Annotated in this window: 24 protein-coding genes; 1 reads left to right on the top strand and 23 read right to left on the bottom strand. The window is 71.4% G+C overall.

Going from position 1 to position 26067, the window contains the following annotated elements; genetic code table 11:
• Genes N1031_RS02545 through pyrR form a run of 14 tightly spaced genes read right to left on the bottom strand, consistent with a single transcriptional unit; the run spans position 1 to position 16822 of the window.
• Positions 1-1518, bottom strand: coding sequence for an RsmB/NOP family class I SAM-dependent RNA methyltransferase (locus tag N1031_RS02545; protein WP_259478003.1), 1518 nt, complete (start codon positions 1516-1518; stop codon positions 1-3).
• Complete coding sequence (gene fmt / locus N1031_RS02540; RefSeq protein WP_259478002.1) at positions 1515-2447, bottom strand: methionyl-tRNA formyltransferase; 933 nt, start codon at positions 2445-2447, stop codon at positions 1515-1517. Before fmt ends, N1031_RS02545 begins: the two co-directional genes overlap by 4 nt.
• On the bottom strand, positions 2444-4507 hold the full coding sequence (locus tag N1031_RS02535) for a primosomal protein N' family DNA-binding protein (RefSeq protein WP_259478061.1): 2064 nt from the start codon (positions 4505-4507) through the stop codon (positions 2444-2446). Before N1031_RS02535 ends, fmt begins: the two co-directional genes overlap by 4 nt.
• A 32-nt stretch (positions 4508-4539) precedes the next feature.
• On the bottom strand, positions 4540-5748 hold the full coding sequence (gene metK, locus N1031_RS02530) for a methionine adenosyltransferase (RefSeq protein WP_259478001.1): 1209 nt from the start codon (positions 5746-5748) through the stop codon (positions 4540-4542).
• Positions 5745-6986: a bifunctional phosphopantothenoylcysteine decarboxylase/phosphopantothenate--cysteine ligase CoaBC gene (coaBC, locus tag N1031_RS02525; RefSeq protein ID WP_259478000.1), complete on the bottom strand. Its 1242-nt coding sequence runs from the start codon at positions 6984-6986 to the stop codon at positions 5745-5747. The genes metK and coaBC overlap by 4 nt, the downstream gene beginning before the upstream one ends.
• Before the next feature lie 15 nt (positions 6987-7001).
• Positions 7002-7265 carry a DNA-directed RNA polymerase subunit omega gene (rpoZ, locus tag N1031_RS02520; RefSeq protein WP_259477999.1) on the bottom strand — a complete coding sequence of 88 codons (264 nt, stop codon included), beginning with the start codon at positions 7263-7265 and terminating at the stop codon, positions 7002-7004.
• A gap of 6 nt (positions 7266-7271) precedes the next feature.
• Positions 7272-8186 carry a guanylate kinase gene (gene gmk / locus N1031_RS02515; RefSeq protein WP_259477998.1) on the bottom strand — a complete coding sequence of 305 codons (915 nt, stop codon included), beginning with the start codon at positions 8184-8186 and terminating at the stop codon, positions 7272-7274.
• Positions 8183-9052 carry an orotidine-5'-phosphate decarboxylase gene (gene pyrF, locus N1031_RS02510; RefSeq protein ID WP_259477997.1) on the bottom strand — a complete coding sequence of 290 codons (870 nt, stop codon included), beginning with the start codon at positions 9050-9052 and terminating at the stop codon, positions 8183-8185. The genes gmk and pyrF overlap by 4 nt, the downstream gene beginning before the upstream one ends.
• Positions 9049-12336: a carbamoyl-phosphate synthase large subunit gene (gene carB / locus N1031_RS02505; RefSeq protein WP_259477996.1), complete on the bottom strand. Its 3288-nt coding sequence runs from the start codon at positions 12334-12336 to the stop codon at positions 9049-9051. The genes pyrF and carB overlap by 4 nt, the downstream gene beginning before the upstream one ends.
• The gene (gene carA, locus N1031_RS02500) at positions 12336-13496 is read right to left on the bottom strand and encodes a glutamine-hydrolyzing carbamoyl-phosphate synthase small subunit (RefSeq protein WP_259477995.1); all 1161 of its coding nucleotides are present in this window, start codon (positions 13494-13496) and stop codon (positions 12336-12338) included. Before carA ends, carB begins: the two co-directional genes overlap by 1 nt.
• Positions 13493-14017, bottom strand: coding sequence for a PH-like domain-containing protein (locus N1031_RS02495; RefSeq protein ID WP_259477994.1), 525 nt, complete (start codon positions 14015-14017; stop codon positions 13493-13495). The genes carA and N1031_RS02495 overlap by 4 nt, the downstream gene beginning before the upstream one ends.
• Complete coding sequence (locus N1031_RS02490) at positions 14017-15336, bottom strand: dihydroorotase (protein WP_259477993.1); 1320 nt, start codon at positions 15334-15336, stop codon at positions 14017-14019. Before N1031_RS02490 ends, N1031_RS02495 begins: the two co-directional genes overlap by 1 nt.
• The gene (locus N1031_RS02485; protein WP_259477992.1) at positions 15333-16289 is read right to left on the bottom strand and encodes an aspartate carbamoyltransferase catalytic subunit; all 957 of its coding nucleotides are present in this window, start codon (positions 16287-16289) and stop codon (positions 15333-15335) included. Before N1031_RS02485 ends, N1031_RS02490 begins: the two co-directional genes overlap by 4 nt.
• Positions 16286-16822 carry a bifunctional pyr operon transcriptional regulator/uracil phosphoribosyltransferase PyrR gene (gene pyrR / locus N1031_RS02480; RefSeq protein WP_259477991.1) on the bottom strand — a complete coding sequence of 179 codons (537 nt, stop codon included), beginning with the start codon at positions 16820-16822 and terminating at the stop codon, positions 16286-16288. Before pyrR ends, N1031_RS02485 begins: the two co-directional genes overlap by 4 nt.
• Positions 16823-17011: 189 nt before the next feature.
• Here pyrR and N1031_RS02475 point away from each other — a divergent pair, with 189 nt between their 5' ends.
• Positions 17012-18928, top strand: a complete 1917-nt coding sequence (locus N1031_RS02475) for a choice-of-anchor I family protein (RefSeq protein ID WP_259477990.1) — start codon at positions 17012-17014, stop codon at positions 18926-18928.
• A 98-nt stretch (positions 18929-19026) separates the two neighbouring features.
• On the opposite strand, the gene nusB is transcribed toward N1031_RS02475, so the two are convergent.
• The 9 genes from nusB to ruvX form a co-directional block, all read right to left on the bottom strand.
• A complete protein-coding gene (gene nusB / locus N1031_RS02470) occupies positions 19027-19437 on the bottom strand; it encodes a transcription antitermination factor NusB (RefSeq protein ID WP_259477989.1) in 411 nt (136 codons plus the stop codon).
• Positions 19437-20000 (bottom strand): elongation factor P, encoded by a 564-nt coding sequence (gene efp / locus N1031_RS02465; RefSeq protein WP_259477988.1) that lies wholly within the window; start codon positions 19998-20000, stop codon positions 19437-19439. Before efp ends, nusB begins: the two co-directional genes overlap by 1 nt.
• A gap of 65 nt (positions 20001-20065) precedes the next feature.
• Positions 20066-20506 (bottom strand): type II 3-dehydroquinate dehydratase, encoded by a 441-nt coding sequence (locus N1031_RS02460; protein WP_259478060.1) that lies wholly within the window; start codon positions 20504-20506, stop codon positions 20066-20068.
• Between the two features lie 24 nt (positions 20507-20530).
• On the bottom strand, positions 20531-21610 hold the full coding sequence (aroB, locus tag N1031_RS02455) for a 3-dehydroquinate synthase (RefSeq protein ID WP_259477987.1): 1080 nt from the start codon (positions 21608-21610) through the stop codon (positions 20531-20533).
• Positions 21607-22140, bottom strand: a complete 534-nt coding sequence (locus tag N1031_RS02450; protein ID WP_259477986.1) for a shikimate kinase — start codon at positions 22138-22140, stop codon at positions 21607-21609. The genes aroB and N1031_RS02450 overlap by 4 nt, the downstream gene beginning before the upstream one ends.
• Complete coding sequence (aroC, locus tag N1031_RS02445; protein ID WP_259477985.1) at positions 22137-23351, bottom strand: chorismate synthase; 1215 nt, start codon at positions 23349-23351, stop codon at positions 22137-22139. The genes N1031_RS02450 and aroC overlap by 4 nt, the downstream gene beginning before the upstream one ends.
• Positions 23352-23403: 52 nt before the next feature.
• Positions 23404-24315, bottom strand: coding sequence for a shikimate dehydrogenase (locus N1031_RS02440; RefSeq protein WP_259477984.1), 912 nt, complete (start codon positions 24313-24315; stop codon positions 23404-23406).
• A 4-nt stretch (positions 24316-24319) separates the two neighbouring features.
• Positions 24320-25588 carry an endolytic transglycosylase MltG gene (gene mltG / locus N1031_RS02435; protein WP_259477983.1) on the bottom strand — a complete coding sequence of 423 codons (1269 nt, stop codon included), beginning with the start codon at positions 25586-25588 and terminating at the stop codon, positions 24320-24322.
• Positions 25581-26063 carry a Holliday junction resolvase RuvX gene (gene ruvX, locus N1031_RS02430; protein ID WP_259477982.1) on the bottom strand — a complete coding sequence of 161 codons (483 nt, stop codon included), beginning with the start codon at positions 26061-26063 and terminating at the stop codon, positions 25581-25583. The genes mltG and ruvX overlap by 8 nt, the downstream gene beginning before the upstream one ends.
• Positions 26064-26067: the final 4 nt, after the last annotated feature.

Below are 26067 nucleotides of genomic sequence, written 5' to 3'. Positions count from 1 at the left end.
TCAGCGCTTCACGAACAGCGAGACGAACATGGCGTCGGTGTTGTCGCGATGCGGCCACAGCTGCGCCGCGAGATCGTCGGCACCGAGTTCGACCCGGCCGTCCGACACCTCGCGCAGCACGGCCTGGGCGTCGAGCTGCTCGAGCACTCCCTCCCAGCGCCTCAACAGGCCCTGCACCTGGCCCCGGGTCTCGGCCAGGTGCGGCGAGCAGGTCACGTAGGCGAGCAGGCCCCCCGGCTTCAGCGCCTCCACGGCGGAGTCGAGCAGCCGCTCCTGCAGTCGCACGAGCTCCGCCACGTCGGAGGGCTGCTTGCGCCAGCGCGCCTCCGGCCGCCGCCGGAGCGCGCCGAGTCCGGTGCACGGGGCGTCGACCAGGATGCGGTCGAAGCTCGCGGGGTCGCTGTCGCCCACGGTCGTGCCGTCGCGCTCCCACACCAGCGGAGCATCCGGGATCGCCGCCACCGAGCGGCGCACCAGGCCCGCGCGGGCGGGAACTGGCTCGTTCGCCACCACGACGGCGCCGCCCAGGCGGGCCTCTGCGGCGAGCACGGCGGTCTTGCCGCCGGGGCCGGCGCAGAGGTCGAGCCAGCGCTCCCCCGCCTCGATCGGCCGGGCGCGCACCAGAGTGAGCGCGGCGAGCTGCGACCCCTCATCCTGCACCCGGACGAGGCCCTCACGCACCTCGGACAGCGCCGTCGGGTCGCCCTGGGGCGCCAGCAGGCCGAGCGGCGACAGCGGCGCGGGCGCGATCGAGTCGGAGACGAGCGCTTCGCGGTCGGCCAGACCGGGCAGGGCGACCAGGCTCAGCCGGGCCGGAGTGTTGTCGGCGACGAGCAGACGGTCGAGCTCCTCGGGCAGCTCGGCCTCCGGCACCCCGTCGGCCGCGAGGGCGCGGCGGAACGCACGGATGACCCAAGCCGGATGCGAGGTGAGCGCGGCGAGGCGGTCGTCGGCGTCGACCGCGGCGTCGGAAACGCGCTGCCGCCACCCCTCGGGAGCCGTGCGGGTGACGGTGCGTAGCACGCCGTTCACGAACCCGGTGGCCGAGCGCGAGGCCACCCGGCGGGCGAGCTCGACCGACTCGTTCACCGCGGCGTGCTCGGGCACGCGCATGGAGAGGATCTGGTGGCAGCCGAGCTCGAGCACGTCGCGCACCGGGCCGTCGAGTTCGTCGACCGGGCGATTCGCCGCCAGCGCGATGACACGGTCGTAGTAGCCGCGCAGGCGGAGGGTGCCGTAGGCGAGCTCGGTGGCCAGTGCCGCGTCGGCCGCGCCCAGGCCCGCCTCGGCGATCTTCGCGGGCAGCAGGAGGTTCGCGTAGGCGTCGTCGGCGCGCACCGCCGTGATCACCTCGAGCGCCACCCTGCGGGCAGGCTGCACGGCGCTCGGCCCGGGCGGGGGCGTCGCGGGCTTGCGTCGCTGCTGTCCACCACGCGAGTGGTTGCGCTGCCCGCGGCCTCGGCCCTCGGCCTGGCCGTGCCCGCGCCCTCCGGCCGACCCGCTTCCGCGTTCGCTCATCGGCTCACCTCCGCCTGCATCGTGGCCGCACCCAGGCCCCGCCACCAGTCTGCAGCGCGCATGGCCTTCTTGCCGGCCGGATGCACGGTCACGAGTTCCAGGGGCTCCGTTCCGGTGCCGAGGAAGACCGCGCGCCCGTCGCCCTGGAGTTCGCCCGGAGCCAGCCGGGCACGGTCACGAGCCGGCGCCGCTTCGAGCACCTTGACGCGCATCCCGTCGATCTCGACAAATGCCCCGGGTTCGGGCGTGACTCCGCGGAGGCGGCTGTAGACGCGCTCTGCGGGCTCCGCTAGGTCGAGCCGGGCGTCGTCGAGGGTGAGTTTCGGGGCGAGCGTGACCTCGCCGGTCTGCTCCCGCGCGCTCGCAGTGCCGACGGCGATCGACCGCATCGTGTCGGCGAGCTGCTCGGCGCCGCTCTCCGCCAGCCGGGCGAGAAGGTTGCCGGCCGTCTCGTGCGGGCCGATCGGCGTGCGGCTCTGGGTGAACACCGGGCCGGCGTCGAGGCCCGCCACGAGCTGGAAGACGGCCGCCCCGGTCTCGGTGTCGCCCGCGATGACGCTGTGCTGCACCGGAGCAGCGCCGCGCCAGCGCGGCAGCACGGAGAAGTGCAGGTTGATCCAGCCCAGACGCGGGGTGGAGAGCAGTGGCTCGCGCACCAGACCGCCGTAGGCGACGATCACCCCGAGGTCGGGCGTGAGTGCGGCGATCCGCGCCGTCGCCTCGTCGCCCAGCCGGTTGGTCTTGATGACGTCGAGTCCGAGCCGATCGGCCGCCTCGGCGACGGGAGAGGGCGTGAGCACCCGCTTCCGGCCGAGCGGTGCGTCGGTACGCGTGATCACCGCGGCGATCTCGACCGCGGGCGCGAGCAGAGCGAGCCGCTCGAGGCTCGGCACCGCGGGCGCCGGGGTGCCGGCGAACACGATCTTCATTCCAGGATCTCCGAATCGTCGAGGCGCACGCGCAGGGTGGGGGCGGGCCGCGACCCGGAACCCGGGGTCTTCGACCGCCTGCTGGTGGCGTTCTTCACCACCAGCGCACGCAGGTGCCCGGCCACCGCCGCGCCGACCGCGTAGTCGAACCGCACGATCGCACGCACCGACCCGTCGTCGACGGGCACGGGGCCGAGGGTATCCATCTTCGCCCATTCGGCGTCGGTGACGAGCCCGCGCAACGCGGTGAGCGCATCCGTCACCACCGCGGAGGTACCGGTGAGGGTGGCCAGGCGGACGGCCGGCGGGAAGCGGAGGGCTCGGCGGTCGGCGAGTTCGCTCGAGGCCACTCCGTCTTGACGCCAGGTGGCCAGCGCCCGCGCGAGCTCGCCCCCGACGCCGACGAGCACGCTCGTGGCGCCGGGGGCGGCGAGCGCGATGGCGTTCGACCACCAGCGCAGGCAGTCCTCCGCCACACGGAGCGACTCGCGGGCGAGCATGCGCGGACCGTCGAGCAGGAGCACGGCGCGGTAACCGTGCGCCGCCACGGGCTCGGCGCCCCGCGTGGCCACGACGATCGCCGGGCGGTCGTCGACGGTGAGCACCTCGCGCTCGCCGTCGGAGACGACCACCCGTACGCCGGGGAAGGCGCGCCCGAGCTCGTCGGCGGTGCGGGCGGCGCCCACGACGCTGGAGCGGAGCGTGGTGCCCTGGCAGTGGCGGCACACCCACGAGGTGGCCAGGGCGCCGCACAAGGTGCAACTGGGAGGGTCTCCTGCACGAGTGACGTGCAGTGCTCCCCCGCAGACCGTGCAGGCCGCCGCCGTTCCGCAGCTGCGGCAGGCGAGCACCGGCGCGTAGCCCGGCCGTGCCACCTGGATGAGCACGGGGCCGTGCTCGAGGGCCGACCGGGCGACCTTCCAGGCCGACGACGGGATGCGCGCGGCGTTGCGCGGCGCGTCGGCGTCGTCTTGCTCGGCGGTGGGCACCACTCTCGGCAGGTAGCGCGGTGCAGGCTCCACCCGGTGGAGGAAGCCGATCTCCACCAGGCGCTCCACCTCGGTGCTGCGGGAGTGGGAGAGGAATACGAGTCGGCAGCCTGACTGCTCCTGCCGCACGAGCGCGGCGTCGCGCGCGTGCACGTAGGGCGCGAGGGGTTCGCTCTGCAATGGATCGCCGTCGTCCCAGATGATGATCTGGCCCAAGTGGCCGACCGGGGCGTACACGCTGGAGCGGTTGCCCACGACGATGCAGGGGTCACCCGAGAGGGCGGAGAGAAAGTTCGCGTAGCGCTCGGTGCGCGCCTGCCGGGCGTCGAGCCGCACCACGGAGTCGCCCGCCCCGAGGTGGGCGAGCGCGGCCTCGAGCTGGGCCTGGTCGCGGTGGTCGGGCAGCACGACGATGGTCGACTCGCCGCCCGCCAAGACGGCGACCGCGAGCTCGGCGGCGGTCAGCGCCCAGTGCCCCATTGTCGCGTGCCCATGCGCGAGCGAGACGGGTCGCGCGTCGGCCGGAGGAGCGGCGTCCGCCGTGCCCAGCCCAGCCACGGTCGCCACCGCCGAGATGGCGCTCCGGGCGCCCGGCTCGAGCAGGTGCCGTGCATCCGCCTCGACGTATCCGGTCAGGTGAGGCACCCGGGCAAGGACGGTTTCGCCACTCGACAAGCCCATCGAGCCCGTTACGGCGTCGGTCGAGGCCTCGCGTGGCGAAGCGGCCCCCCGCGCGGCGAGGAACGCCTTCTCCACCCGCACGAAGCGCGGCGGCACCGCGAGCCGCACGATGTCGCAGGCGCTCCCGGCCGCCCTGTCGGCCAGGCGCCGCGCCAGCGCCCACACCTCGGGCGTGAGCACCGGCAGCGGAGACACCACCTCGTCGAGCTCGCTCAGCGTGCGCGAGGTGTCGGTGTGCTCGGCCAGCGACACGATGTAGCCGCGCGCGGTGCGCCCCGCCGAGCGCAGCGGGACCTTCACGCGCACTCCGGGCTGCGCATCCTGCACCAGTGCTTCGGGCACGAGGTAGTCGAACAGCCGGTCGAGCTGCGGCAGCGGCGACTCGAGCATCACCCGGGCGATCACGCGCTCGCCCGCCACGGTCAGAGCCCTGCGGCCGCCCGGAGCTCGTCGACACGGTCGAGGCGCTCCCAGGTGAAGTCGGGCAGCTCGCGGCCGAAGTGCCCGTAGCTCGCCGTCTGCGCGTAGATGGGCCGCAGCAGGTCGAGCTGCTCGATGATGGCGGCGGGGCGCAGGTCGAACACCTCCTGCAGCGCCGCCGTGATGACCTCGTCGGAGACCACCCCGGTGCCGAAGCTCTCCACGTAGAACCCCACGGGAGCCGCCTTGCCGATGGCGTACGCCACCTGCACCTCGAGGCGCTCGGCGAGCCCGGCCGCCACCGCGTTCTTGGCCACCCAGCGCATCGCGTAGGCGCCGGAGCGGTCGACCTTCGACGGGTCTTTGCCGCTGAACGCCCCACCGCCGTGCCGCGAGGCGCCGCCGTAGGTGTCGACGATGATCTTGCGGCCGGTGAGCCCGGCGTCGCCCTGCGGCCCGCCGATCTCGAACCGGCCGGTGGGGTTGATGAGAATGCGCGCCGCCTGCGACGACAGCGAGAGGCCTTCGGCCTCGGCCGCCTCGAGCACGGGACGGATGACCGTCTCCTCGACCTCGGCGCGCAGTTCGTCGAGGCCGACGCTAGGTGCGTGCTGCGTGGAGAGCACCACGGTGTCGACCGTGCGCGGCACGACGCCCTCGTAGCCGACGGTGACCTGGGTCTTGCCGTCGGGGCGCAGGTAGTCGAGCACGCCCTCCTTGCGCACCTCGGCGAGGCGCTGCGAGAGTCGGTGCGCCAGCCAGATCGGCAGCGGCATGAGCTGCGGGGTCTCGGTGGTGGCGTAGCCGAACATGATGCCCTGGTCGCCGGCGCCCTGACGATCGATCTCGTCGGTGGAGCTGCCCTCACGGGTCTCGAAGGCGTTGTCGACGCCCTGTGCGATGTCGGGCGACTGACCGCCGATCGACACCGACACGCCGCAGGAGCGGCCGTCGAACCACACGTCGGAGGAGGTGTACCCGATCGACGTGATCTTCTCACGCACGATCGCCGGGATCTCGACGTAGCCCTCGGTGCTCACCTCGCCCGCGACGTGCACCAGCCCGGTGGTCACGAGCGTCTCGACCGCCACGCGGGCGCGCGGGTCGACGGCCAGCAGCGCGTCGAGGATGCTGTCGGAGATCTGGTCGCAGATCTTGTCGGGGTGCCCCTCGGTGACGGACTCGGAGGTGAACAGGCGGAGGGAGGTCATGCGGCTCCAGAAGGTGCGGAGGGGGAAGCGGCGAGGGCTGCGGCGAACACCCCGAGGATGTCATCGGCCACCGACATCTTGGTGCCGGAGGCCTCGAGAACTCTATCCCCTGCGCCGTCGAGCACGACCACCGTGTTGCGCTCCGAGACGAACCCGGCGTTCCACCCCACGGCGTTCAGCACGAGGAAGTCGCAGCCCTTGCGGGCCACCTTCGCGCGGCCGAGCGCGAGCAGCTCGGCGTCGTCGCCCGCGGTCTCGGCGGCGAACCCCACGATCAGACGTCCGTGCCGGGGTTCGGCGGAGATGCTCGCGAGGATGTCGGGGTTCTGCACGAGCTCGAGCGTGAGCCGCTCCCCCGTGTTCGCCTTCTTGATCTTGGCGTCGGACACGGCCACCGGCCGGTAGTCGGAGACCGCGGCCGCCATGATGGTGAGGTCGTGCCGCGGTGACAGGTCGGTGACGACGGCGAGCAGCTCGGCGGCCGTCTCGGCGCGCACGACCTCGACCCCGGTGGGCACGGGCACCTCGAGGTGCGCGGCCACGAGGGTGACGGATGCGCCACGGTCGCGTGCGGCCTCGGCCAGGGCCACACCCTGACGGCCGCTCGAGCGGTTGCCGATGTAACGCACGGGGTCGAGCGGCTCGCGCGTGCCGCCCGCGGTGACGAGCACCGTGCGACCCTCGAGGCGGGTCTCCCCCGGCACCGGAGCAGCACCCGTGACGACGGCCAGCGCCTCCGCCACGATCTGCTCGGGCTCGGCCATCCGCCCTGCCCCGGAGTCCTTTCCGGTGAGCTGACCGCTCACGGGACCCACGAGGTGCACTCCGCGCGCGCGGAGTGTCGCGACGTTCGCGACGGTGGCCGCGTTCTGCCACATCTCGGTGTGCATCGCCGGCGCCACGACGAGCGGGGCCTTCGTGGCGAGCACCGTGTTGCCGAGCAGATCGTCGGCGATGCCCGCGGCGAGCTTCGCCAGCGTGTTGGCGGTGGCGGGCGCGATCACCACGAGGTCGGCGGCCTGGCCGATGGCCACGTGCCGCACCTCGGCGACGCCCTCGTAGAGCTCGGTGTGCACCGTGTTGCGCGAGATCGCCTCCAGAGTGGGGCGACCGACGAACTTCAGTGCCGCCTCGGTGGCCACGACGTGCACGTCGTGACCGGCGAGCACGAGGCCGCGCACCACTCCGACCGCCTTGTAGGCGGCGATGCCGCCCGTGATGCCGACGACGATGTTCACGTGCGGCGGCGCCGGTTACTCGACGGGTGCGTTGGGGCGGATCTCGAGCTTGTCCTCGTTGATCTCGTGCATCGCGACGGAGAGCGGCTTGTCGTCGATGGTGGAGTCGACCAGCGGGCCGACGTTGTCGAACAGCGAGCCCTCGTGCAGGTCGGCGTAGTAGTCGTTGATCTGGCGGGCGCGCTTCGAGGCGAAGATGACCAGTGCGTACTTCGAGTCGACCTTCGCGAGGAGGTCGTCGATGGGCGGGTCGATGATGCCGAGCTTGTTGGTGGCCATGTGTTCTTACTCCTTGCCGTGAAGGTCGATCGCCTTCTGAATCCGCATCAATTCTACGACCTCTCGCGCGGCGGCCTCGACATCGCTGTTCACGACCCGGTGATCGAACTCGCTCTGGGCCGCCAGCTCGACCCGCGCGGTGCTCAGCCGGCGCTCCTGCTCCTCGGCCGATTCGGTGCCGCGGCCGATGAGGCGGCGCACCAGTTCGTCCCAGCTGGGCGGCAGCAGGAACACCAGTGTGGCCTCGGGCATCGCCTCTTTCACCTGGCGGGCGCCCTGGATGTCGATCTCGAGCAGCACGCTCTTGCCCTCGGCGAGGGCGCGGTCGATCGGCGGCCGGGGGGTGCCGTAGCGCGACTTGTTGTGCACCACGGCCCACTCGAGGAACTCTCCGTCGGCGATCATCCGGTCGAACTCGGCGTCGTCGAGGAAGTAGTAGCTCACGCCGTCCACCTCGCCCGGGCGCGGTGCCCTCGTGGTGGCCGAGACCGAAAGGCACACCTCGGGGTGGTTCTCGCGGATGAACGTGGAGACGGTGCCCTTGCCCACGGCGGTGGGGCCGGCGAGCACCACGAGGCGGCTCAGCGCGGACTCGTCGATCGTGGGGGCGCGATGCTCCAGGTACTCCTGCAGGCGCTCCTGCTGGTGCACCCCAAGGCCCGCGAGCCGCTTCGAGGGCGAGATCTCCAGACGCTGCATCACCCGATCGACCCGCACGGGGCCGAGGCCGGGGATGCTGAGGAGCAGGTCGCGCACGCGGAGGGTGGCCTCGATGCTCTCGGAACTGGCCAGAGCGGTGTGCAGCACGGTCACCGCGCTCAGCCGCCGCTCGTTCACGGCGTGCTTCACCGCCGCGCGGGCCCGCCGGGCAGCGACGGCGGCCCGGGAGGCGGCGACCCGGTCGACCTCGGGCGGGTTCACGCGATCACCTCCGCCAGGGCGGCGGAGTCGCGTTCCAGGGCGCCCGCGAGGCCCGTTGCGCCGTGTTGCAGCACCGAGCGCGACACGCTCACCACCACGTCGGGCGCGAGCGGCCCGAACACGTGCGGGATGCTCGTGAACTCGGCCCCCTGGAACCCGAAGCCCGGGGCGAGCACCGGGGTGGTCGACAGTGCGCGCAGGGCTTCGGGCGTGAACCCGTAGTCGTCGAGCCGCTTGGTGGCGCCCAGCACAAGACCGAAGTCGCCGAGCCTCGTGCGGTCGGCGTTGTGCGCGGCCACCTCCTCGGCCACGAGCCGCGACACCGTCGAACCCTCCGGCGTGCGCGCCGTCTGCAGCGCACGCGACTCCGGGTTGGAGGTGGCGCTCAGCACGAACAGCCCCTTGCCCGCCGCGGTCGCCGCGGCGACGATGCCGTCGAGAGCGCCCACGCCGGTGTAGGCGGTGACCGTCAGCGCATCCACCTCGAGCGGCGAACCGGGTGTGAGCCACGCGGCCGCATAGCCGTCGTTGGTCGACCCGATGTCGCCGCGCTTCGCGTCGCCGATCACCAGCAGGCCGGCCGCCCGCGCCGCGGAAAGCACCTCTTCGAGCGCGGCGAACCCCGAGGATCCGTAGCTCTCGAAGAACGCCACCTGCGGCTTCACGATGCCCACGCGGCCCGAGGCGGCGACGGCCTCGACCACGGTCAGCCCGAACGACCGCACACCGGAGGCGTTCGCCGGCAGCCCCCACTGCTCCAGCAGGTAGGGGTGCGGGTCGACCCCGACGCACAGGTGCCCGCGCGACCCGAACACGGAGTCGAGTCGCGCACCGAACGGCGCTGCCGGGGTCTGACCGTCGGTCATCCGCGCGCGCTCCGGGCGAGGGCGTACTCCTGCAACGAGGTCACCTCGAAGCCCTCGGTGAGCGCCTCGAACGAGGCCACCGCGGCGCCGAGCTGGGCGATCGTGGTGAACAGCGGCTTGTCGGCCGCCACCGCCGCGGCGCGGATCTCGTAGCCGTCGACCCGGGCCGAACGCCCCGACGGGGTGTTCACCACGATGTCGACCTTGCCGTCGTTGATGAGGTCGACGATCGACTCGCTCCCGGTCTCCTTGCCCGCCGTGTACTTCGCCACGATACGGGCGTGGATGCCGTTGCGGTTGAGCACCTCGGCCGTGCCCTCGGTGGCGAGCACCTCGAAGCCGAGCTGCTGCAGCCGCAGCACCGGCAGCACGATCGCGCGCTTGTCGCGGTCGGAGACCGACACGAACACGGTGCCCGAGGTGGGCATGCCGCCGTAGGCCGCATCCTGGCTCTTCGCGAACGCCCGGGGGAAGTCGCGGTCGATGCCCATCACCTCACCGGTGGAGCGCATCTCGGGGCCGAGCACCGAGTCGACCACGAGGCCCTCCTTGGTGCGGAAGCGCTTGAACGGCAGCACGGCCTCCTTCACGGCGACCGGGGAGTCGAGCGGCACGACGGAGCCGTCCTGCGCGGGCAGCAGCCCCTCCTCGACCAGCTCGTCGATCGTGGAGCCCACCATGATGCGCGACGCGGCCTTGGCGAGCGGGATGCCCAGGGCCTTCGACACGAACGGCACGGTGCGGGAGGCCCGCGGGTTGGCCTCGAGCACGTAGAGGATGCCGGCGCCGATGGCGAACTGCACGTTGAGCAGTCCCTGCACGCCGATGCCGCGGGCGATCGAGAGCGTGGCCTCGCGCACGGCGTCGATCTGCTGACGGCCGAGCGTGACCGGGGGCAGCGAGCAGCTGGAGTCGCCCGAGTGTACCCCGGCCTCCTCGAGGTGCTCCATGATGCCGCCGACGTAGAGTCGCTCCCCGTCGTAGAGGGCGTCGACGTCGATCTCGATCGCGTCGTCGAGGAAGCGGTCGACCAGCAGCGGGTTGCCCGCGCCGACCATGCCCTGGCCCGCGATGCGCTCGAAGTAGTCGGCCAGCGACGGCGTGTCGTAAACGATCTCCATGCCGCGGCCGCCGAGCACGTACGAGGGGCGCACGAGCACCGGGTAGCCGATCTCCTCGGCCACGCTCACGGCCGACTCGAAGTCGAGCGCGGTGCCGTTCTTCGGCGCCAGGATGCCGGCCGACTCCAGGATGCCGGCGAACAGGCCGCGCTCCTCGGCGAGGTCGATGGCGCTCGGGGTGGTGCCGAGGATCGGCACGCCGGCCTCCTCGAGGCCCTTGGCGAGACCGAGGGCGGTCTGACCGCCGAGCTGTACGACCACGCCCACGAGCTCGCCGGACTGCGACTCGGCGTGGATGACCTCGAGCACGTCTTCGAGGGTGAGCGGCTCGAAGTAGAGCCGGTCGCTCGTGTCGTAGTCGGTGGAGACCGTCTCGGGGTTGCAGTTGATCATGATGGTTTCGAACCCGGCGGCCGAGAGCGCGAACGACGCGTGCACGCAGGAGTAGTCGAACTCGACGCCCTGGCCGATGCGGTTCGGGCCCGAGCCCAGGATGACGACCTTGCGGCGGTCGGAGGGCTCCACCTCGGTCTCGAGGTCGTAGCTGGAGTAGTGGTAGGGCGTGAGCGCGGGGAACTCGCCTGCACAGGTGTCGACCGTCTTGTAGACCGGGCGGATGCCGAGGATGTGGCGCACCTCGCGCACGTCCTTCTCACCGAACCCGCGCAGCGACGCGATCTGCGCATCCGAGAACCCGTGCTGCTTGGCCAGGGTGAACATGGCGTGGTCGGCGTTCTCGGAGGCGCGGATGGCCTCGGCCACCTCGTTGATGAGCACGATCTGGTCGATGAACCAGGGGTCGATCTTGGTGGCCTCGAAGACCTCCTCGATGCTCGCCCCGGCGCGAAGCGCCTGCTGCACGGTCACGATGCGGCCGTCGGTGGGCACCGAGGCGATGGCGAGCAGCTCGTCCTTCGAGGCCGACAGCGGCTCCCAGTGGAACGACGAGCCGCGCTTCTCGAGCGAGCGCAGCGCCTTCTGCAGCGCCTGCGAGTAGTTGCGGCCGATGGCCATCGCCTCGCCCACCGACTTCATGGTGGTGGTGAGCGTGGGGTCGGCGGCCGGGAACTTCTCGAACGCGAAGCGCGGCACCTTCACCACCACGTAGTCGAGCGTGGGCTCGAACGAGGCGGGGGTGACCTTGGTGATGTCGTTGGGGATCTCGTCGAGCCGGTAGCCGATGGCGAGCTTCGCCGCGATCTTGGCGATCGGGAACCCGGTGGCCTTCGAGGCCAGGGCGCTCGAGCGCGACACACGCGGGTTCATCTCGATCACGATGATGCGCCCGTTCGACGGGTCGACCGCGAACTGGATGTTGCAGCCGCCGGTGTCGACGCCCACGGCGCGGATGATGTCGATGCCGATGTCGCGCAGCCGCTGGTACTCGCGGTCGGTGAGGGTGAGCGCGGGCGCCACGGTGATGGAGTCGCCCGTGTGCACGCCGACCGGGTCGACGTTCTCGATGGAGCAGACGACCACCGTGTTGTCGGCGGTGTCGCGCATGAGCTCGAGCTCGTACTCCTTCCAGCCGAGTATCGACTCCTCGAGGAGCACCTCGGTGGTGGGGCTCTGGTGGAGGCCGTCGCCGACGATGCGGCGGAGCTCGGTCTCGTCGTAGGCGAAGCCCGAACCGAGACCGCCCATGGTGAACGAGGGCCGCACCACGAGCGGATAGCCGAGGTCTTCGGCGTAGCCGACGGCCTCCTCGACCGTGTGCGCGATGTAGGAGCGGGCCACGTCGGCGCCGGCGTCGATCACCAGCTGCTTGAAGATCTGGCGGTCCTCGCCCTTGTTGATGGCCTCGAGGTTCGCGCCGATGAGCTCCACGCCGTACTTCTCGAGGATGCCGTGCTCGTCGAGCTGGATGGCCGCGTTGAGCGCGGTCTGGCCGCCCAGGGTCGGCAGGATCGCATCCGGCTTCTCCTTGGCGATGATCGACTCGATCACCTGCCAGGTGATGGGCTCGACATAGGTGGCGTCGGCGAAGTCGGGGTCGGTCATGATGGTGGCCGGGTTGGAGTTCACCAGGATGACGCGCACGCCCTCCTCGCGGAGCACGCGGCAGGCCTGGGTGCCGGAGTAGTCGAACTCGCAGGCCTGGCCGATGACGATCGGGCCGGAGCCGATGACGAGAACGCTCTGGATGTCGTCTCTCTTGGGCATTACTGGTTGTCTCCTTCGGAGAGCGCGGGGGTCTTCGTCGCGAGGATCATGTCGCGGAACCGGTCGAACAGGTACATGGAGTCGTGCGGGCCGGCGGCGGCCTCGGGGTGGTACTGCACCGAGAAGGCGTCGAGGTCGAGGCAGCGGATACCCTCCACGACGTCGTCGTTGAGGCTCACGTGGCTCACCTCGACGCGACCGAAGCCGGCGGGCGAGTCCACCACGCCCTCGCGCGGGGCGTCCACCGCGAAACCGTGGTTCTGACTGGTGATCTCTACCCGGCCGGTGGTGCGGTCGAGCACGGGCTGGTTGATGCCGCGGTGGCCGAAGGGCAGCTTGTAGGTGCCGAAGCCGAGCGCACGGCCGAGCAGCTGGTTGCCGAAGCAGATGCCGAAGTAGGGCAGCCCGCCGCGCAACAGCTCCTGCAGCAGGGCGACGTGGGTCTCGGATGCCTCCGGGTCGCCGGGGCCGTTGCTGTAGAACAGGGCGTCCGGTGCGAGGTCGCGCACCTCTTCGGCCGTGATCGACTCGGGCAGCACCTCCACGTCGAAGCCGCGCTCGGCGAGGTAGTTGAGGGTGGAGGTCTTCACGCCGAGGTCGAGCACGGCCACCGAGCCGATGCGCTCGCCCACGGCGGGCACCTGGTAGCGCTCCTTCGTGGAGACGACGGTGGAGAGCTTCTGCCCCGCCATCTCCGCCCCGCCGCGCACGGCGTTGAGCTGCTCGACCGCGTTGAGCTCGTACTCGGCACCCGAGAAGATGCCGGCCCGCATGGCGCCGAGGCTGCACAGGTGACGGGTGAGCGCGCGGGTGTCGATGCCCGAGATTCCCACCACCCCGTCGGTCTGCAGGTCGTCGTCGAGCGAGCGCTGGGCGCGGAAGTTCGACACCACCCGGGAGGGGTCGCGCACCACGTAGCCGGCCACCCAGATCTTCGACGACTCCTTGTCGGTGTCGTTCACGCCGGTGTTGCCGATGTGCGGTGCGGTCTGCATCACGATCTGACCGGCGTAGCTCGGGTCGGTGAGGGTCTCCTGGTAGCCGGTCATGCCGGTGGCGAAGACGGCCTCGCCGAGGGTGCGGCCGCGGGCGCCGTAGGCGCGCCCCTCGTAGCGTCGTCCGTCCTCCAGCACGAGAACGGCGGGTTCGGTAGAGATCACGACGAGGTTCCTTCCTGTTGCGGGACGAGCGAGGTCGCGGCGTCGATGAGACGCCGCGCATCGCCGAGTTCGAGGGCGCGCACGTAGCTCTCCACCTCGGCCGGGCCGTCGGTGGAGGGGTAGGTCCAGTCCAGGCGCACCAGTCCACCGGTCTCGACCACGCGGTCGATGGCCCAGGTGGAGGTGCCCACGGAGCGCAGGGATGCACGCGGGATGTAAGTCTCGGGCTCGCCGGGGATGGTGAGCGAGACGCCCTGCTCCCACACCGCCAGCTCGCCCCGGCCGCGGAACGCCAGGCCGGGGATGGTGAGGCGCTCGAGGGGCTCGTCGGCCTTCGTGGTGGCGACGTAGAGAACGGATGCGCGGGCGAGCTCGGCGCCCCGGCCGGTCGTCGCGGCCTCCACCGCGGGCGCCGAGAACGCCGCCTGCCGGCGGCGCCGCCCGCGCCAGGCCCACAGCATCAGGCCGAGCAGCACCAGGGCGAGCAGCGTCACGAGGATGCCGGGGACCAGTCGTTCCATCACCGCACCGCCGCTTCGCCGACGGGCGCCAGTTCTCCGTCGCGGAGGGTGGCGAAGCCCTCGTGGAAGGTCCAGCGCACGCTGCCCGAGAGGGTCACGCCCTCGTAGGGCGTGTTGCCGCTGCGGCCGTGCAGACGGTCGAGGCCGAAGACGCTCGACGAGGCCGGGTCGACGAGCACGACGTTGGCCGGCGAACCCGGCTCGAAGGCGTGGCTGTGGTCGTTCAGGCGCCCGATCTCGGCGGGCTTCTGCGAGAGCAGCCGGGCGACGTCGGCCCATCCCACCAGCCCGGTGTCGACGAGGGCCGTCTGCACCACGGGGAGGGCCGACTCGAGCCCGACCATGCCGAACGACGCCGCATCCCACTCGCACTCCTTGCTCTCGCGCGGGTGCGGGGCGTGGTCGGTGGCGATGATATCGATGGTGCCGTCGGCCACGCCCTCGCGGAGCGCGAGCACGTCTTCGTCGCGGCGGAGCGGCGGGTTCACCTTGTAGCGGGCGTCGTAGCTGCGTACGAGCTCTTCGGTGAGGAGCAGGTGGTGGGGGGTGGCCTCGGCCGTCACCGCGATGCCGCGGGCCTTCGCCCAGCGCACCACGTCGACCGAGCCGGCCGTGGAGAGATGGCAGATGTGCAGGCGGGCGCCCACGTGCTCGGCGAGCAGCACGTCGCGGGCGATGATCGACTCCTCAGCCACCGCCGGCCAGCCCTTGAGGCCGAGCTCCGATGAGAGCGCGCCCTCGTTCATCTGGGCGTTCTCGGTGAGGCGCGGGTCTTGCGCGTGCTGGGCGATCACGCCGTCGAAGGTCTTCACGTACTCCAGCGCGCGGCGCATGAGCAGCGAGTCGTGCACGCACTTGCCGTCGTCGGAGAACACCCGCACGGCGGCCCGCGAGTGCGCCATCGCACCGATCTCGCTGAGCCGCTCCCCCGCGAGCCCGACCGTCACGGCACCGATCGGCCGCACCGTGGCGTAGCCCGCGTCGCGGCCGAGTGCCTGCACCTGTTCCACCACACCGGCCGTGTCGGCGACGGGGAGGGTGTTCGCCATGGCGAAGACCGCTGTGAAGCCACCGGCTGCGGCGGCGCGCGTGCCGGTGAGCACGGTCTCGCTCTGCTCGAAGCCGGGCTCGCGCAGGTGGGTGTGCAGGTCGACCAGTCCGGGCAGTGCCACCAGGCCGGCGGCGTCGACCACGACGGCGCCGGCGGGTGCAGCCGTGCGCGGCTCGGTCGAGACGATCCGCCCGGCCTCCAGCAGGATGTCGGCGACGGTTCCGTCGGGGAGGGTCGCCCCCTTCAGCAGGTGAGTGTTCGCGCTCAACTCAGGGCCTCTCGTTCGCCGGAGAGCAGGAGGTAGAGCACTGCCATCCGGATGGACACCCCGTTGGCGACCTGTTCGAGCACGGTCGACTGCGGTGAGTCGGCGGCACCGGCGGAGATCTCCAGGCCGCGGTTCATCGGTCCGGGATGCATCACCATGCTATCCGGGCCGAGCGCCACCAGCCTCTCGTCGTCGAGGCCCCATTCCCGTGCGTACTCGCGGGCGGAGGGGAAGAAGGCCGCGTTCATCCGCTCGCTCTGGATGCGGAGCATCATGAGCACGTCGGGGCGGATGCGCGCGAGGGCCGCGTCGAGGTCGAACTCCACCTCGACCGGCCACGAGCCCACGCCCACCGGCACGAGGGTGGCGGGGGCGACGAAGGTGACCTCGGCGCCGAGGGTGCGCAGCAGCCACAGGTTCGACCGGGCCACGCGGGAGTGCAGGATGTCGCCGACGATGACGACCTTCACACCGTCGAGGGCCTTGCCGCGGCTGGCCGCTCCGTGCAGACGACGCCGCATGGTGAACGCGTCGAGCAGAGCCTGGGTGGGGTGTTCGTGCGTGCCGTCTCCGGCGTTCACCACCCCGGCGTCGATCCAGTCGCTCTGCGCGAGCACCTGAGGGGCGCCCGAGGCGGAGTGCCGGATGACGACCCCGTCAGCACCCATCGCCGCGAGGGTCTGCGCGGTGTCTTTGAGGCTCTCGCCCTTGGAGACGCTGGAGCCCTTGGCGGCGAAGTTGATGACGTCGGCCGAGAGCCGCTTCGCGGCCGCCTCGAACGAGATGCGGGTGCGCGTGCTGTCCTCGAAGAAGAGGTTCACCACCGTCCTGCCGCGGAGCGCCGGGAGCTTCTTCACCTCGCGCGTCTGCACCGCCGCCATGTCCTCGGCGAGGTCGAGGATGCGCACGGCCTCGTCGCGGGTGAGGTCTTTCGTGGAGAGCAGGTGCCTCATCCTTCGATGCTCACCTCTTCGACGCCGTCGATCTCGCTCAGTCGCACGTTGATGCGCTCCTCCCTGGAGGTGGGCAGGTTCTTGCCCACGAAGTCGGCCCGGATGGGCAGCTCACGATGGCCCCGGTCGATGAGCGCCGCGAGCCGCACGGCGCGCGGCCGGCCGATGTCGCCGAGGGCGTCGAGGGCGGCCCGGATGGTGCGCCCGGAGTAGAGCACGTCGTCGACGAGTACCACGGTCTTGCCGTCGATGCCGCCGCGCGGAACCTGGGTGGGCGCGGGGGTGCGCACCGGGTGGTGGGCGAGGTCGTCGCGGTACATCGTGATGTCGAGCGAGCCCACGAGCGCCGCCGGGTCGACCCCCGACTCGATCTCGGCGATCTGCCGCGCGATGCGGTCGGCCAGGATCGATCCGCGGGTGGGGATGCCCAGCACCACGAGATCGGCCGCTCCACGGTTGGACTCCAGGATCTCGTGGGAGATGCGAGTCAACGCCCGGGTGATGTCAGCCTGCTGCAGCACGATACGCGCCACGGAACCGACCTCCTTCCCCGCCTCTCGGACGGATTTAAAGGATGTCTCTGTCTTGCATCGTCCACACTACCAGCCCCGGGGCCTCGGGCGCGTTCACGGTGGCGACACCCGCGCGTCACCGCCGGTTCACCCGCGTGCGGTCGGCTGGTCATCACGTCCATCCGTCCCCCCATTCTCCCGAGGAGACCCATGCCCGCCCGCCGTGTCGCGCTCTGCGCACTCGCCACCGCCACCGCCTTCGCCGGTGTCGCCTTCACCTCCACGGCCGCGTTCGCCGCCTCCGCCGCCGAACCCGTCAGCTACAGCGCCGGCGACGCCTCGCTCGCGCTCAGCCCGCTCGGCAGCTACGAGACCGGGGTGTTCGACGAGAGCGCCGCCGAGATCGTGCAGTTCCACGGCGCCACCGGGCGGGCGTTCGTCGTGAACGCGCAGGCCGGCGTGGCTCAGGTGCTCGACCTGTCGGCGCCCGCCACCCCCGAGCACCTGTTCGACCTCACCACCGCGGGTGTCGAGGCGGCCGACGGTTCGACCGTGCCCGCCTCCGCCGTCGCCAACTCGGTCACCGTGCGGGCCGACGGGCTCGTCGCCCTCGCCGTCGAGAGCGACCCGAAGACCGATGCGGGCTGGGTCGTGTTCTTCGATGCGGCCGGCAACGGCACCGCTCTCGGCGCGGTGCGCGTGGGCGCCCTGCCCGACATGGTGACCTTCTCGCCCGACGGCAGCCGCGTGCTCGTGGCCAACGAGGGCGAGGTCGCCGAGGACTACTCGGTCGACCCCGAGGGCTCGGTCTCGATCATCACCGTGCCCGCCGGCATCGCGGCCCCCGCGCAGTCGGCCGTGGCCACCGCCGGCTTCCACGCCTTCGAGGAGGGCGGTTCGAAGACGCTGCCCGCCGACGTGCGCATCTTCGGCGGCATCGAGGGCTCGGCCTTCCCCGTCTCCGAGAACCTCGAGCCCGAGTACATCACCGTCTCCGCCGACGGCACCACCGCCTGGGTCTCGCTGCAGGAGGCGAACGCCCTCGCCGTCGTCGACGTGGCGTCCGCCACGGTCACGGACATCCACGCCCTCGGCTTCCAGGACTTCTCGGTCACGCCGTTCGACGCCTCCGACCGCGACGACGCCATCACCATCACCACCTGGCCGGTGCTCGGCATGTACCAGCCGGATGCGATCGGCAGCTACCAGGCCGGTGGCGAGACCTACATCGTGTCGGCCAACGAGGGCGACAGCCGCGACTGGGAGGGCTACTCCGAGGTCGCGCGCGTGAAGGACCTCGGCGAGGACGGCCTCGCGCCCGTGTGCGACGACCTCGCCGGCTACGTGACCGACGACCAGCTGGGCCGCCTCAACATCACCACCGCCAACGGCTACGACGAGGCCGCCGGATGCTACAGCGAGCTCTACGCGTTCGGCTCGCGCTCGTTCTCGATCTGGGCGGCCGACGGCACCCAGGTGTTCGACTCGGGCAGCGACTTCGAGGAGATCACCGCGGCGGCTCTCCCGGACGGCGCCTTCAACTCCAGCCACACCGACGTCGCCTTCGACAACCGCAGTGACGACAAGGGGCCCGAGCCGGAGGGCCTCGCGATCGGTCGCATCGGCACCCACACCTTCGCGTTCATCGGCTTCGAGCGCGTCGGCGGTGTGATCGTCTACGACGTCACCGACCCGGCCGCGCCATCGTTCGTCACCTACGTGAACAACCGCGACTTCTCGATCACCGACCCGTCGGAGTCGGCGGAGGCGCTGTCGGCCTCGGGTGACCTCGGCCCCGAGGGCCTCGCGTTCGTCGCGGCGGCGGACTCCCCCACGGGCGAGCCGATGCTGCTGGTCGGCAACGAGGTATCGGGCACCACGACCGCGTTCGGCGTCGATGTCCTCGCCGATCTCGGCGAGGAGCCCGTCGCCACGCCCACGCCGACCGCCACCCCGGCGCCCACCACGCCGGCTGCCCCGGTCGACGGTGGTGACGAGGCAGGTGGGGCGTCGCTCGCCGCCACCGGCGCCGAGCCGCTCCCGCTCATCGCGGGCGTGGTGGCCGTGCTGGCCGCCGGAGTCGCCGCCCTCGTCGGCACGCGCATCCGCACCCGCCGTCGCGCGTAGTACCGATCCACCAGTCGCAAAGGGCCCCCGTCCTCTTCGGATGGGGGCCCTTTGCGACTACTCGAGTGCGTCTCGGCAGGTGTAGCGGCTGGCTGCGATCAGGCCGACTGGGCGATCTTGCCGAGCACGCCGTTGATGAAACCGGAGGACTCCTCGGTGGAGAGCGTCTTGGCGGCCTCCACGGCCTCCGAGATGGCGACGCCGGCCGGCACCTCGTCGTTGTAGAGCATCTCCCAGATCGCGATGCGCAGCAGCGCCCGGTCGATCGTGGGCATGCGCGCGAGCGTCCAGCCCTGGGCGTAGCTCACGATCGTCTCGTCGATCTCGCTCTGGTGCCAGAGCACGCCGTCGACGATCTCGCGGGCGTAGAGCCAGGAGTTCTGCCGGTCGGGCTCGCCGGCGGCGCGCTCCGCCTCGGCCGCGAGGGCCTCGGCCACGGGGATCTGCCGCACGTCGGCGGCGTACAGGATGTCGAGGGCGCGCTTGCGCGCCTTCGTGCGGGCGCTCACTAGTCGTTCACGCGGCCGAGGTAGTCGCCCGAACGGGTGTCGACCTTCACCTTGGTGCCGGTCTCGAGGAAGAGCGGAACCTGGATCTGGTAGCCGGTCTCGACGGTGGCGGGCTTGGTGCCGCCGGTCGAGCGGTCGCCCTGGAGACCCGGCTCGGTGTAGGTGATCTCGAGCACGACCGAGGCCGGCATCTCGACGTAGAGCGGGTTGCCCTCGTTGAGGGCGACCGTCACGCTCTGGTTCTCGAGGAGGAAGTTCGCGGCGTCGCCGACGACGGCCTCGCCGATGGTGATCTGGTCGTAGTCGGTCGAGTCCATGAACACGAAGTCGTTGCCGTCTTTGTAGAGGTACTGGAAGTCGCGGCGGTCGACGTTGGCCGTGTCGATCTTCGCGCCCGCGTTGAACGTGCGGTCGACCACCTTGCCGGTCACGACGTTCTTGATCTTGGTGCGCACGAACGCACCGCCCTTGCCGGGCTTCACGTGCTGGAACTCGATCACGTTCCAGAGCTGACCGTCGATGCTCAGCACGGTGCCGTTCTTGATGTCGTTCGTTGAAGCCATGGAGGAGTTCTGTCCGTTCGGTTCTGGGGGTGACCGGCGTTTCGGTCCTGAAAGAGTGTAGCGGCTCAGGCTTCCGGCAGCAGGAGCGACTGCAGTGCCAGCCGGTACGAGCCGAAGCCGAAGCCGGCGATGACCCCGCTCGCGATCCCCGAGATGACACTCGTGTGCCGGAAGACCTCGCGGGTGTGCGGGTTGGAGATGTGCACCTCGACGAGCGGGATGCCCGCCTTGGTGACGAGGGCCGCCGCGTCGCGGAGGGCGTAGGAGTAGTGCGTGAACGCCGCAGGGTTCAGGATGACGGGCGTCGCGGTGTCGACCGCCTCGTACAGCCAGCCGATCAGCTCGGCCTCGTCGTTGGTCTGCCGGAGGTCGATGGCGATGCGCCCCGCGGCGTCGGCCTCGAGCAGCGCCTGCAGCGCCGGCAGGTCTTGCGACCCGTACACGTCGGGCTCGCGGCTGCCGAGCCGCCCGAGGTTGGGTCCGTTCAGCACGAGCACTCGCGACATGGTCACTCCCGACATGGCGGCCCCCTAGGAGGCGATCTCTTGGTAGGCGGCGAACAGCAGGGCCGTCTCCGGCCCCTGCAGCACGGTCGGGCGGGCCACGTCGTCGAGCACGATGAACCGCAGCATCCCGCCCCGCGACTTCTTGTCGCGCTGCATGGTGGCCAGCAGCGTGTTCCAGCGACCCGCGGGGTAGCTCGTGGGCAGCCCGAGTGAGGTGAGGATGCGGCGCGTGCGGTCGACGACCGGCTCCGGCAGCGAGCGGGTCAGCCGCGACAGCTCGGCCGCGAACATCATGCCCACCGCCACCGCCGCGCCGTGCCGCCACTGGTAGCGCTCGGCGTGCTCGATGGCGTGCCCGAGGGTGTGCCCGTAGTTGAGGATCTCGCGGAGCCCGGCCTCCTTGAAGTCGCTCGAGACCACGCGGGCCTTCACCCCGATCGACAGCTCGACCAGCCGGCGGAGCTCCGGCGAACGCGGGTCGGTGGCCACCTCGACGTCGGCCTCGATGATGTCGAGGATCTCAGGCTCGGCGATGAAACCGCACTTCACCACCTCGCCGAACCCGGCCAGGATCTCGTTGCGGGCGAGGCCGTCGAGCAGCTCCAGGTCGGCCACCACGAGCTTCGGGGCGTAGAACGCTCCCACGAGGTTCTTGCCCTCGTTGGTGTTGATGCCGGTCTTGCCGCCGACCGCGGCGTCGACCATGCCCAGGAGGGTGGTGGGCGCCTGCACGAGCGTGACGCCGCGCAGCCACGTGGCGGCCACGAATCCCGCGAGGTCGGTCACGGCACCCCCGCCGAAGCCGATCACGGCGTCGGTGCGCGTGAAGTCGGCCTGGCCCATGACCTGCCAGCAGAAGGCCGCGACCTCCACGCGCTTGCCGGCCTCCGCATCCGGAATCTCGGCGAGCAGCACCTCGTAGCGCCCGAGCAGCGATTCGCGCAGCTCGGCGGCGCGGGCCGCGAGCGTGGGCGGGTGCACCACGAGCACCTTCTTCACGCCGGGGCCGAGGCCGTCGGCGACGCACTCGAGGATGCCCCGGCCGACGAGCACCTCGTAGGGGTCGTCTCCGGTGACGGGGATGGCGGTGACGTCGGTGCTCACCGGGTGTACTCCTTCGTGCTGTGGGCCGAGGCCTTGTGCGCGGCCTCGGGGCTCCTGGCCCAGTCGGCGATGTCGGCGGCCACCTCGTCTGTGGGCCGGAACGACGAGTCGATCACGTGGTCGGCGAGCCGCTGGTAGAGCTCGCGACGGCGCTCGTAGACCCTGATCCACGACTCCACATCGGGCACCAGCGGGCGCTTGCCGTTGCCGAGCCTGCTCTCCACCGCCTCGGGCCGCACGGTCAGCAGCAGCACCGGCACGCTCTCCAGATCGCGCTGGGTGTCGGCGTCGAGCACCGCGCCGCCGCCGAACGCCACGACGGCGTCGGCGCTCAGCGCCTTCACCACCTGCGCGCGCTCGAGCGAGCGGAAATGCGGCTCACCTCGCGACGAGAAGATGTCGGGGATGGCGCCGTGCTCGGCCTCGATCAGCTTGTCGGTGTCGACGAACGGCACGCCCAGGATGCGCGCGGCGCGCTTGCCGATGCGCGTCTTGCCGGCCGCGGGCGGGCCGATCAGCACGAACCTCATACCTGCACGCCGTCGGCGTTCACCACTCCGGTGCGCAGCGCCTCGGGAATGGCGGCGAGGTACGACTCGAGGTTGCGGCGGGTCTCGCCCACCGAGTCGCCTCCGAACTTCTCGAGCACGGCGTTCGCGAGCACCAGCGCGGTCATGGCCTCGGCCACGACGCCGGCGGCGGGCACGGCGCACACGTCGGAGCGCTGGTGGTGCGCCGCGGCGTCTTCTCCGGTGGCGACGTCGATGGTGTGCAGCGCGTGCGGAACCGTGGCGATGGGCTTCATGCCGGCGCGCACGCGCAGCACGGTTCCCGTCGACATCCCGCCCTCGGTGCCACCGGCGCGGTCGGTCTCGCGCGAGATGACGCCGTCCTGCCGGTAGAGCTCGTCGTGGGCGGCGGAGCCGCGGCGGCGCGTGGTCTCGAACCCGTCGCCGACCTCGACACCCTTGATCGCCTGGATGCCCATGAGGGCGGCGGCCAGTTGCGAGTCGAGCCGGCGGTCCCAGTGCACGTGCGACCCGAGCCCGGGCGGCAGCCCGTAGGCGAGCACCTCCACGACGCCGCCGAGGGTGTCCCCCTCCTTGTGGGCGTCGTCGATCTCGGCGACCATGAGCGCACTGGTGGCGGCGTCGAAGCAGCGCACCGGGTCGGCGTCGAGCGCGTCGACGTCGGCGGGCACCGGCAACGCAGCACCTTCGGGCACGCGGACGGGCCCGATGGCGAGGGTGTGGCTCACGAGCTCGATGCCGAGCTCCTCGAGGAAGGCCTTCGCGACGGCGCCGAGGGCGACCCTGGCGGCCGTCTCGCGGGCGCTCGCGCGCTCGAGGATGGGCCGGGCCTCGTCGAAGTCGTACTTCTGCATGCCCACGAGGTCGGCGTGGCCGGGCCGGGGCCGGGTGAGCGGCGCGCTGCGCCCACGCCCCGGAAGGTCTTCGGCCAGGGGCTCGACGCCCATCACCTCGGTCCACTTGGGCCACTCGGTGTTGCCGATGCGCACCGCGACCGGGCTGCCGAGGGTCTTGCCGTGCACGACGCCGCCCGACAGGGTGAGTTCGTCCTGCTCGAACTTCATGCGTGCGCCACGCCCGTAGCCGAGCTTGCGGCGGGCGAGGTCGGCACGGAGCCGATCGAGGGTGACGGGGATGCCGGACGGGAGTCCCTCGACGATCGCGATGAGTTCTTGACCGTGGGATTCGCCGGCGGTGAGCCAACGGAGCATGCTCCCAGTCTAGAGCGCCGCACCTCGGCACCTCACCAGCAGGGGCCGTCGATCAGAGCGGTGCCCCCTCGGCGCTGAGATCGAGTGCGGCCAGCAGGGATGCGGTGACGCGCTCTTCGTCGGGGAGGGGCACGAGAGGGTCTCCGTGCACGAAGATGCGGATCTGGGCGACGGCCTGGTGGGCGAGCATGGCCAGGCCCGGCACGGCTCGGGCCCCTCTGCTCTCCCAGAGCCCGGCGAGTGCGCTCGGCCAGGGGTGGTAGGCCACGTCGAGAAGCGGGGCGGCGTGCAGGCCCTCGGCGTGCGCCAGGGCAGGGGTCGCAGCAGCGTCACCCGGGAGGGTGCTGATGGTGAGATCGGCGCCGAGCGCCCTCACCGCGGACTCGTCGCGCAGCGCCACCACCGACGAGCTGAGCCCCGCCAGGCGTGCCGATTCGACCACCGAGGCCGCCTTGGCCGGTGAGCGCAGCACCACGTCGGCGTGCTCGGCGCCGAGCTGGGCGGCGGCCACCACGGCCGAGCGCGCGGTCGCTCCCCCGCCGATCACCGCCACGCGGCGCACCGAGTCGATCCCGGCCCGCACGAGCGCTTCGCGCATCCCGTACACGTCGGTGTTGAAGCCGTCGAGCCGTCGCCGCCCGTCGTGATGGGTCACCAGGACCGTGTTCGCCCCGCCCGCGGCGGTGGCCACTGTGTCGATCGAGTCGAGCAGGGGCAGCACCGTCTCCTTGAGCGGCATGGTGAGCGACAGTCCCCGCCAGCCCGCGTCGAGCCCTGCCACGAAGCCGGGCAGCGATGCCGAGTCGACGTCGATCGCGTCGTAGCTCCACGGCAGCCCGAGCACCGAGTAGGCGGTACGGTGCAGCAGCGGCGACCGCGAGTGCGCGATAGGCGAGCCCAGCACCGCCAGGCGGTACGGCAGGTGCAGCCGGTCGCTCTCGTCGTCGAAGAAGGTGGAGCCCATGTGGCTACTCGATCTCGGGATGCGCGGCCCACCACTCCTGCAGGCGCTCCACCGCCGCGGCGTGCTCGTCGACCGTCTCCGAGAACACGGTCTCGCCGGTGTCGAGGTCGACGGTCACGAAGAACATCCACGGTCCGTCGGCGGGGTGCAGCACGGCGTTGATGGCATCGTCGCCGGGGTTGGAGATGGGGCCGGCGGGCAGTCCCGGGTAGAGGTAGGTGTTGTAGATGTTCGACGGGTCTTCGCGCTCGGCCTGGGTGGTCTCCACCCGGCTGTGCCCGGCGCCGTAGGCGATGGTGGCGTCGGACTCGAGGTTCCAGCCGTCGTCGAGCCGGTTCTGGAACACGCGGGCGACCTTCGCCATGTCCTCCACACTGCCCGCCTCCTTCTGGATGAGGGCGGCGAAGGTGATGACCCGCAGACGGTCCTCGGGGGCGACCCCGGCGGCGTCGAGCGACTGGAAGGTGCGCTGCACCATCGTGGTGATCATGTCGGCGGCGGTCTGCCCCGGCTGGAACACGTAGGTGGCGGGGAAGAGGAAGCCTTCGATCGACGGGGCCTCGGCGGGAACGCCCAGGGCGGCGTAGTTCGCGCCCACGGCCTGGAACTCCTCGATCGGGAGGCCGGTCACGTCGGCGAGCTCCTGATAGATGCCCGCCGCGCTCGACCCCTCGGGGATCGTCACGGTGTAGTCGACCTTGTTCTCGGAGTTCATGAGGGCGTCGAGGGCCGACTGCGCGCTCATCTGCTCGGCCAGCTTGAAGGTGCCGGCCTGGAACACCGGAGCCTCCGACTGCGCGAGCAGCAGCTGGTAGAACGCCGCCGAGCTCTTCACGATGCCCTGGGCGGCGAGGTTGTCGCCGATGGTCTCGCCCACGTCACCGTCGTTGATGACGAACATCACCTCACCCGTGCCCGAGCCCTCGTAGTCCTCCACCTGGTTGCCGGCGAGGAGGGACTGCACCTGGGCTCCGAAGGTGTTGAACAGGAACACCCCGGCGCCGGTGAGGAGCCCGACGATGACGACGATGGTGATGGTGGGCACCAGCCAGCGGCGCTTGCGGCGGCCTCCCCCGGTTCCGCCCGATCCTCCGGAGCGACCGCCGTGACCGGAACGGCCGCTCGACGACGACCTGTGTTGCGTGGCCCGGGAGTCGGCACGCCGGGAGTCCCGGCGCGAGGGGGTCGTGGTCGCGGGTCGTGTGCCCTGGGCAGCGTCGGGACGGAAGAACTCGGCGAACGGATGGTCGGCGGGGGTCTGTCGCTCAGTCACTGCCTTCTCCAGGGTTCGGGATGAGGAGGGCGCCGGCTGGTCTACCTGACGAGCGCTCCGAATCGAGCGCATGCTGCACGAGTATAACCGCAGCGACCTGGTCGATCACAGAGCGGGAGTTCTTGGTGGTACGCCCCGAGCGGTGGAGGGCGGACTGGGCCGAGACCGTGGTGAGGCGCTCGTCGACCAGCCGCACCGGGATGTCCGACTCGGCGGCGAGGCGTTCGGCGAAGCCCCGCGCATCCTGGGTCGAGGCCGTCTCGGAGCCGCTCATGGCCAGCGGCAGACCCACCACGAACTCGAGGGCGTCGAGCTCGGCGGCGATGCTCACGATGCGCGCCAGGTCGGTCCGGTCCCCCTCCGGTGAGCGGGGAACGGTCTCGACGGGCGTCGCGAGCATGCCGTGCAGGTCGGTGCGGGCGACCCCGATGCGGGCCTTCCCCACGTCGATGCCGATCCGGACCCCGCTGCGCATGGAG

Origin of the sequence: Herbiconiux moechotypicola (assembly GCF_024979255.1) — a bacterium.
GTDB lineage: Bacteria > Actinomycetota > Actinomycetes > Actinomycetales > Microbacteriaceae > Herbiconiux > Herbiconiux moechotypicola.
The sequence above is the reverse complement of the archived record's forward strand: the minus strand, read 5'-3'. Positions and strand labels throughout refer to the sequence as shown.

Excerpts from the sequence above, each read along its gene's own strand:
- N1031_RS02545 (WP_259478003.1), bottom strand. The coding sequence starts at position 1,518 with ATGAGCGAACGCGGAAGCGGGTCGGCCGGAGGGCGCGGGCACGGCCAG.
- fmt (WP_259478002.1), bottom strand. The coding sequence starts at position 2,447 with ATGAAGATCGTGTTCGCCGGCACCCCGGCGCCCGCGGTGCCGAGCCTC.
- N1031_RS02535 (WP_259478061.1), bottom strand. The coding sequence starts at position 4,507 with ATGCTCGAGTCGCCGCTGCCGCAGCTCGACCGGCTGTTCGACTACCTC.
- metK (WP_259478001.1), bottom strand. The coding sequence starts at position 5,748 with ATGACCTCCCTCCGCCTGTTCACCTCCGAGTCCGTCACCGAGGGGCAC.
- rpoZ (WP_259477999.1), bottom strand. The coding sequence starts at position 7,265 with ATGGCCACCAACAAGCTCGGCATCATCGACCCGCCCATCGACGACCTC.
- pyrF (WP_259477997.1), bottom strand. The coding sequence starts at position 9,052 with ATGACCGACGGTCAGACCCCGGCAGCGCCGTTCGGTGCGCGACTCGAC.
- carB (WP_259477996.1), bottom strand. The coding sequence starts at position 12,336 with ATGCCCAAGAGAGACGACATCCAGAGCGTTCTCGTCATCGGCTCCGGC.
- N1031_RS02495 (WP_259477994.1), bottom strand. The coding sequence starts at position 14,017 with ATGGAACGACTGGTCCCCGGCATCCTCGTGACGCTGCTCGCCCTGGTG.
- N1031_RS02485 (WP_259477992.1), bottom strand. The coding sequence starts at position 16,289 with ATGAGGCACCTGCTCTCCACGAAAGACCTCACCCGCGACGAGGCCGTG.
- N1031_RS02475 (WP_259477990.1), top strand. The coding sequence starts at position 17,012 with ATGCCCGCCCGCCGTGTCGCGCTCTGCGCACTCGCCACCGCCACCGCC.
- efp (WP_259477988.1), bottom strand. The coding sequence starts at position 20,000 with ATGGCTTCAACGAACGACATCAAGAACGGCACCGTGCTGAGCATCGAC.
- N1031_RS02460 (WP_259478060.1), bottom strand. The coding sequence starts at position 20,506 with ATGTCGCGAGTGCTCGTGCTGAACGGACCCAACCTCGGGCGGCTCGGC.
- N1031_RS02450 (WP_259477986.1), bottom strand. The coding sequence starts at position 22,140 with ATGAGGTTCGTGCTGATCGGCCCGCCCGCGGCCGGCAAGACGCGCATC.
- aroC (WP_259477985.1), bottom strand. The coding sequence starts at position 23,351 with ATGCTCCGTTGGCTCACCGCCGGCGAATCCCACGGTCAAGAACTCATC.
- N1031_RS02440 (WP_259477984.1), bottom strand. The coding sequence starts at position 24,315 with ATGGGCTCCACCTTCTTCGACGACGAGAGCGACCGGCTGCACCTGCCG.
- ruvX (WP_259477982.1), bottom strand. The coding sequence starts at position 26,063 with ATGCGCAGCGGGGTCCGGATCGGCATCGACGTGGGGAAGGCCCGCATC.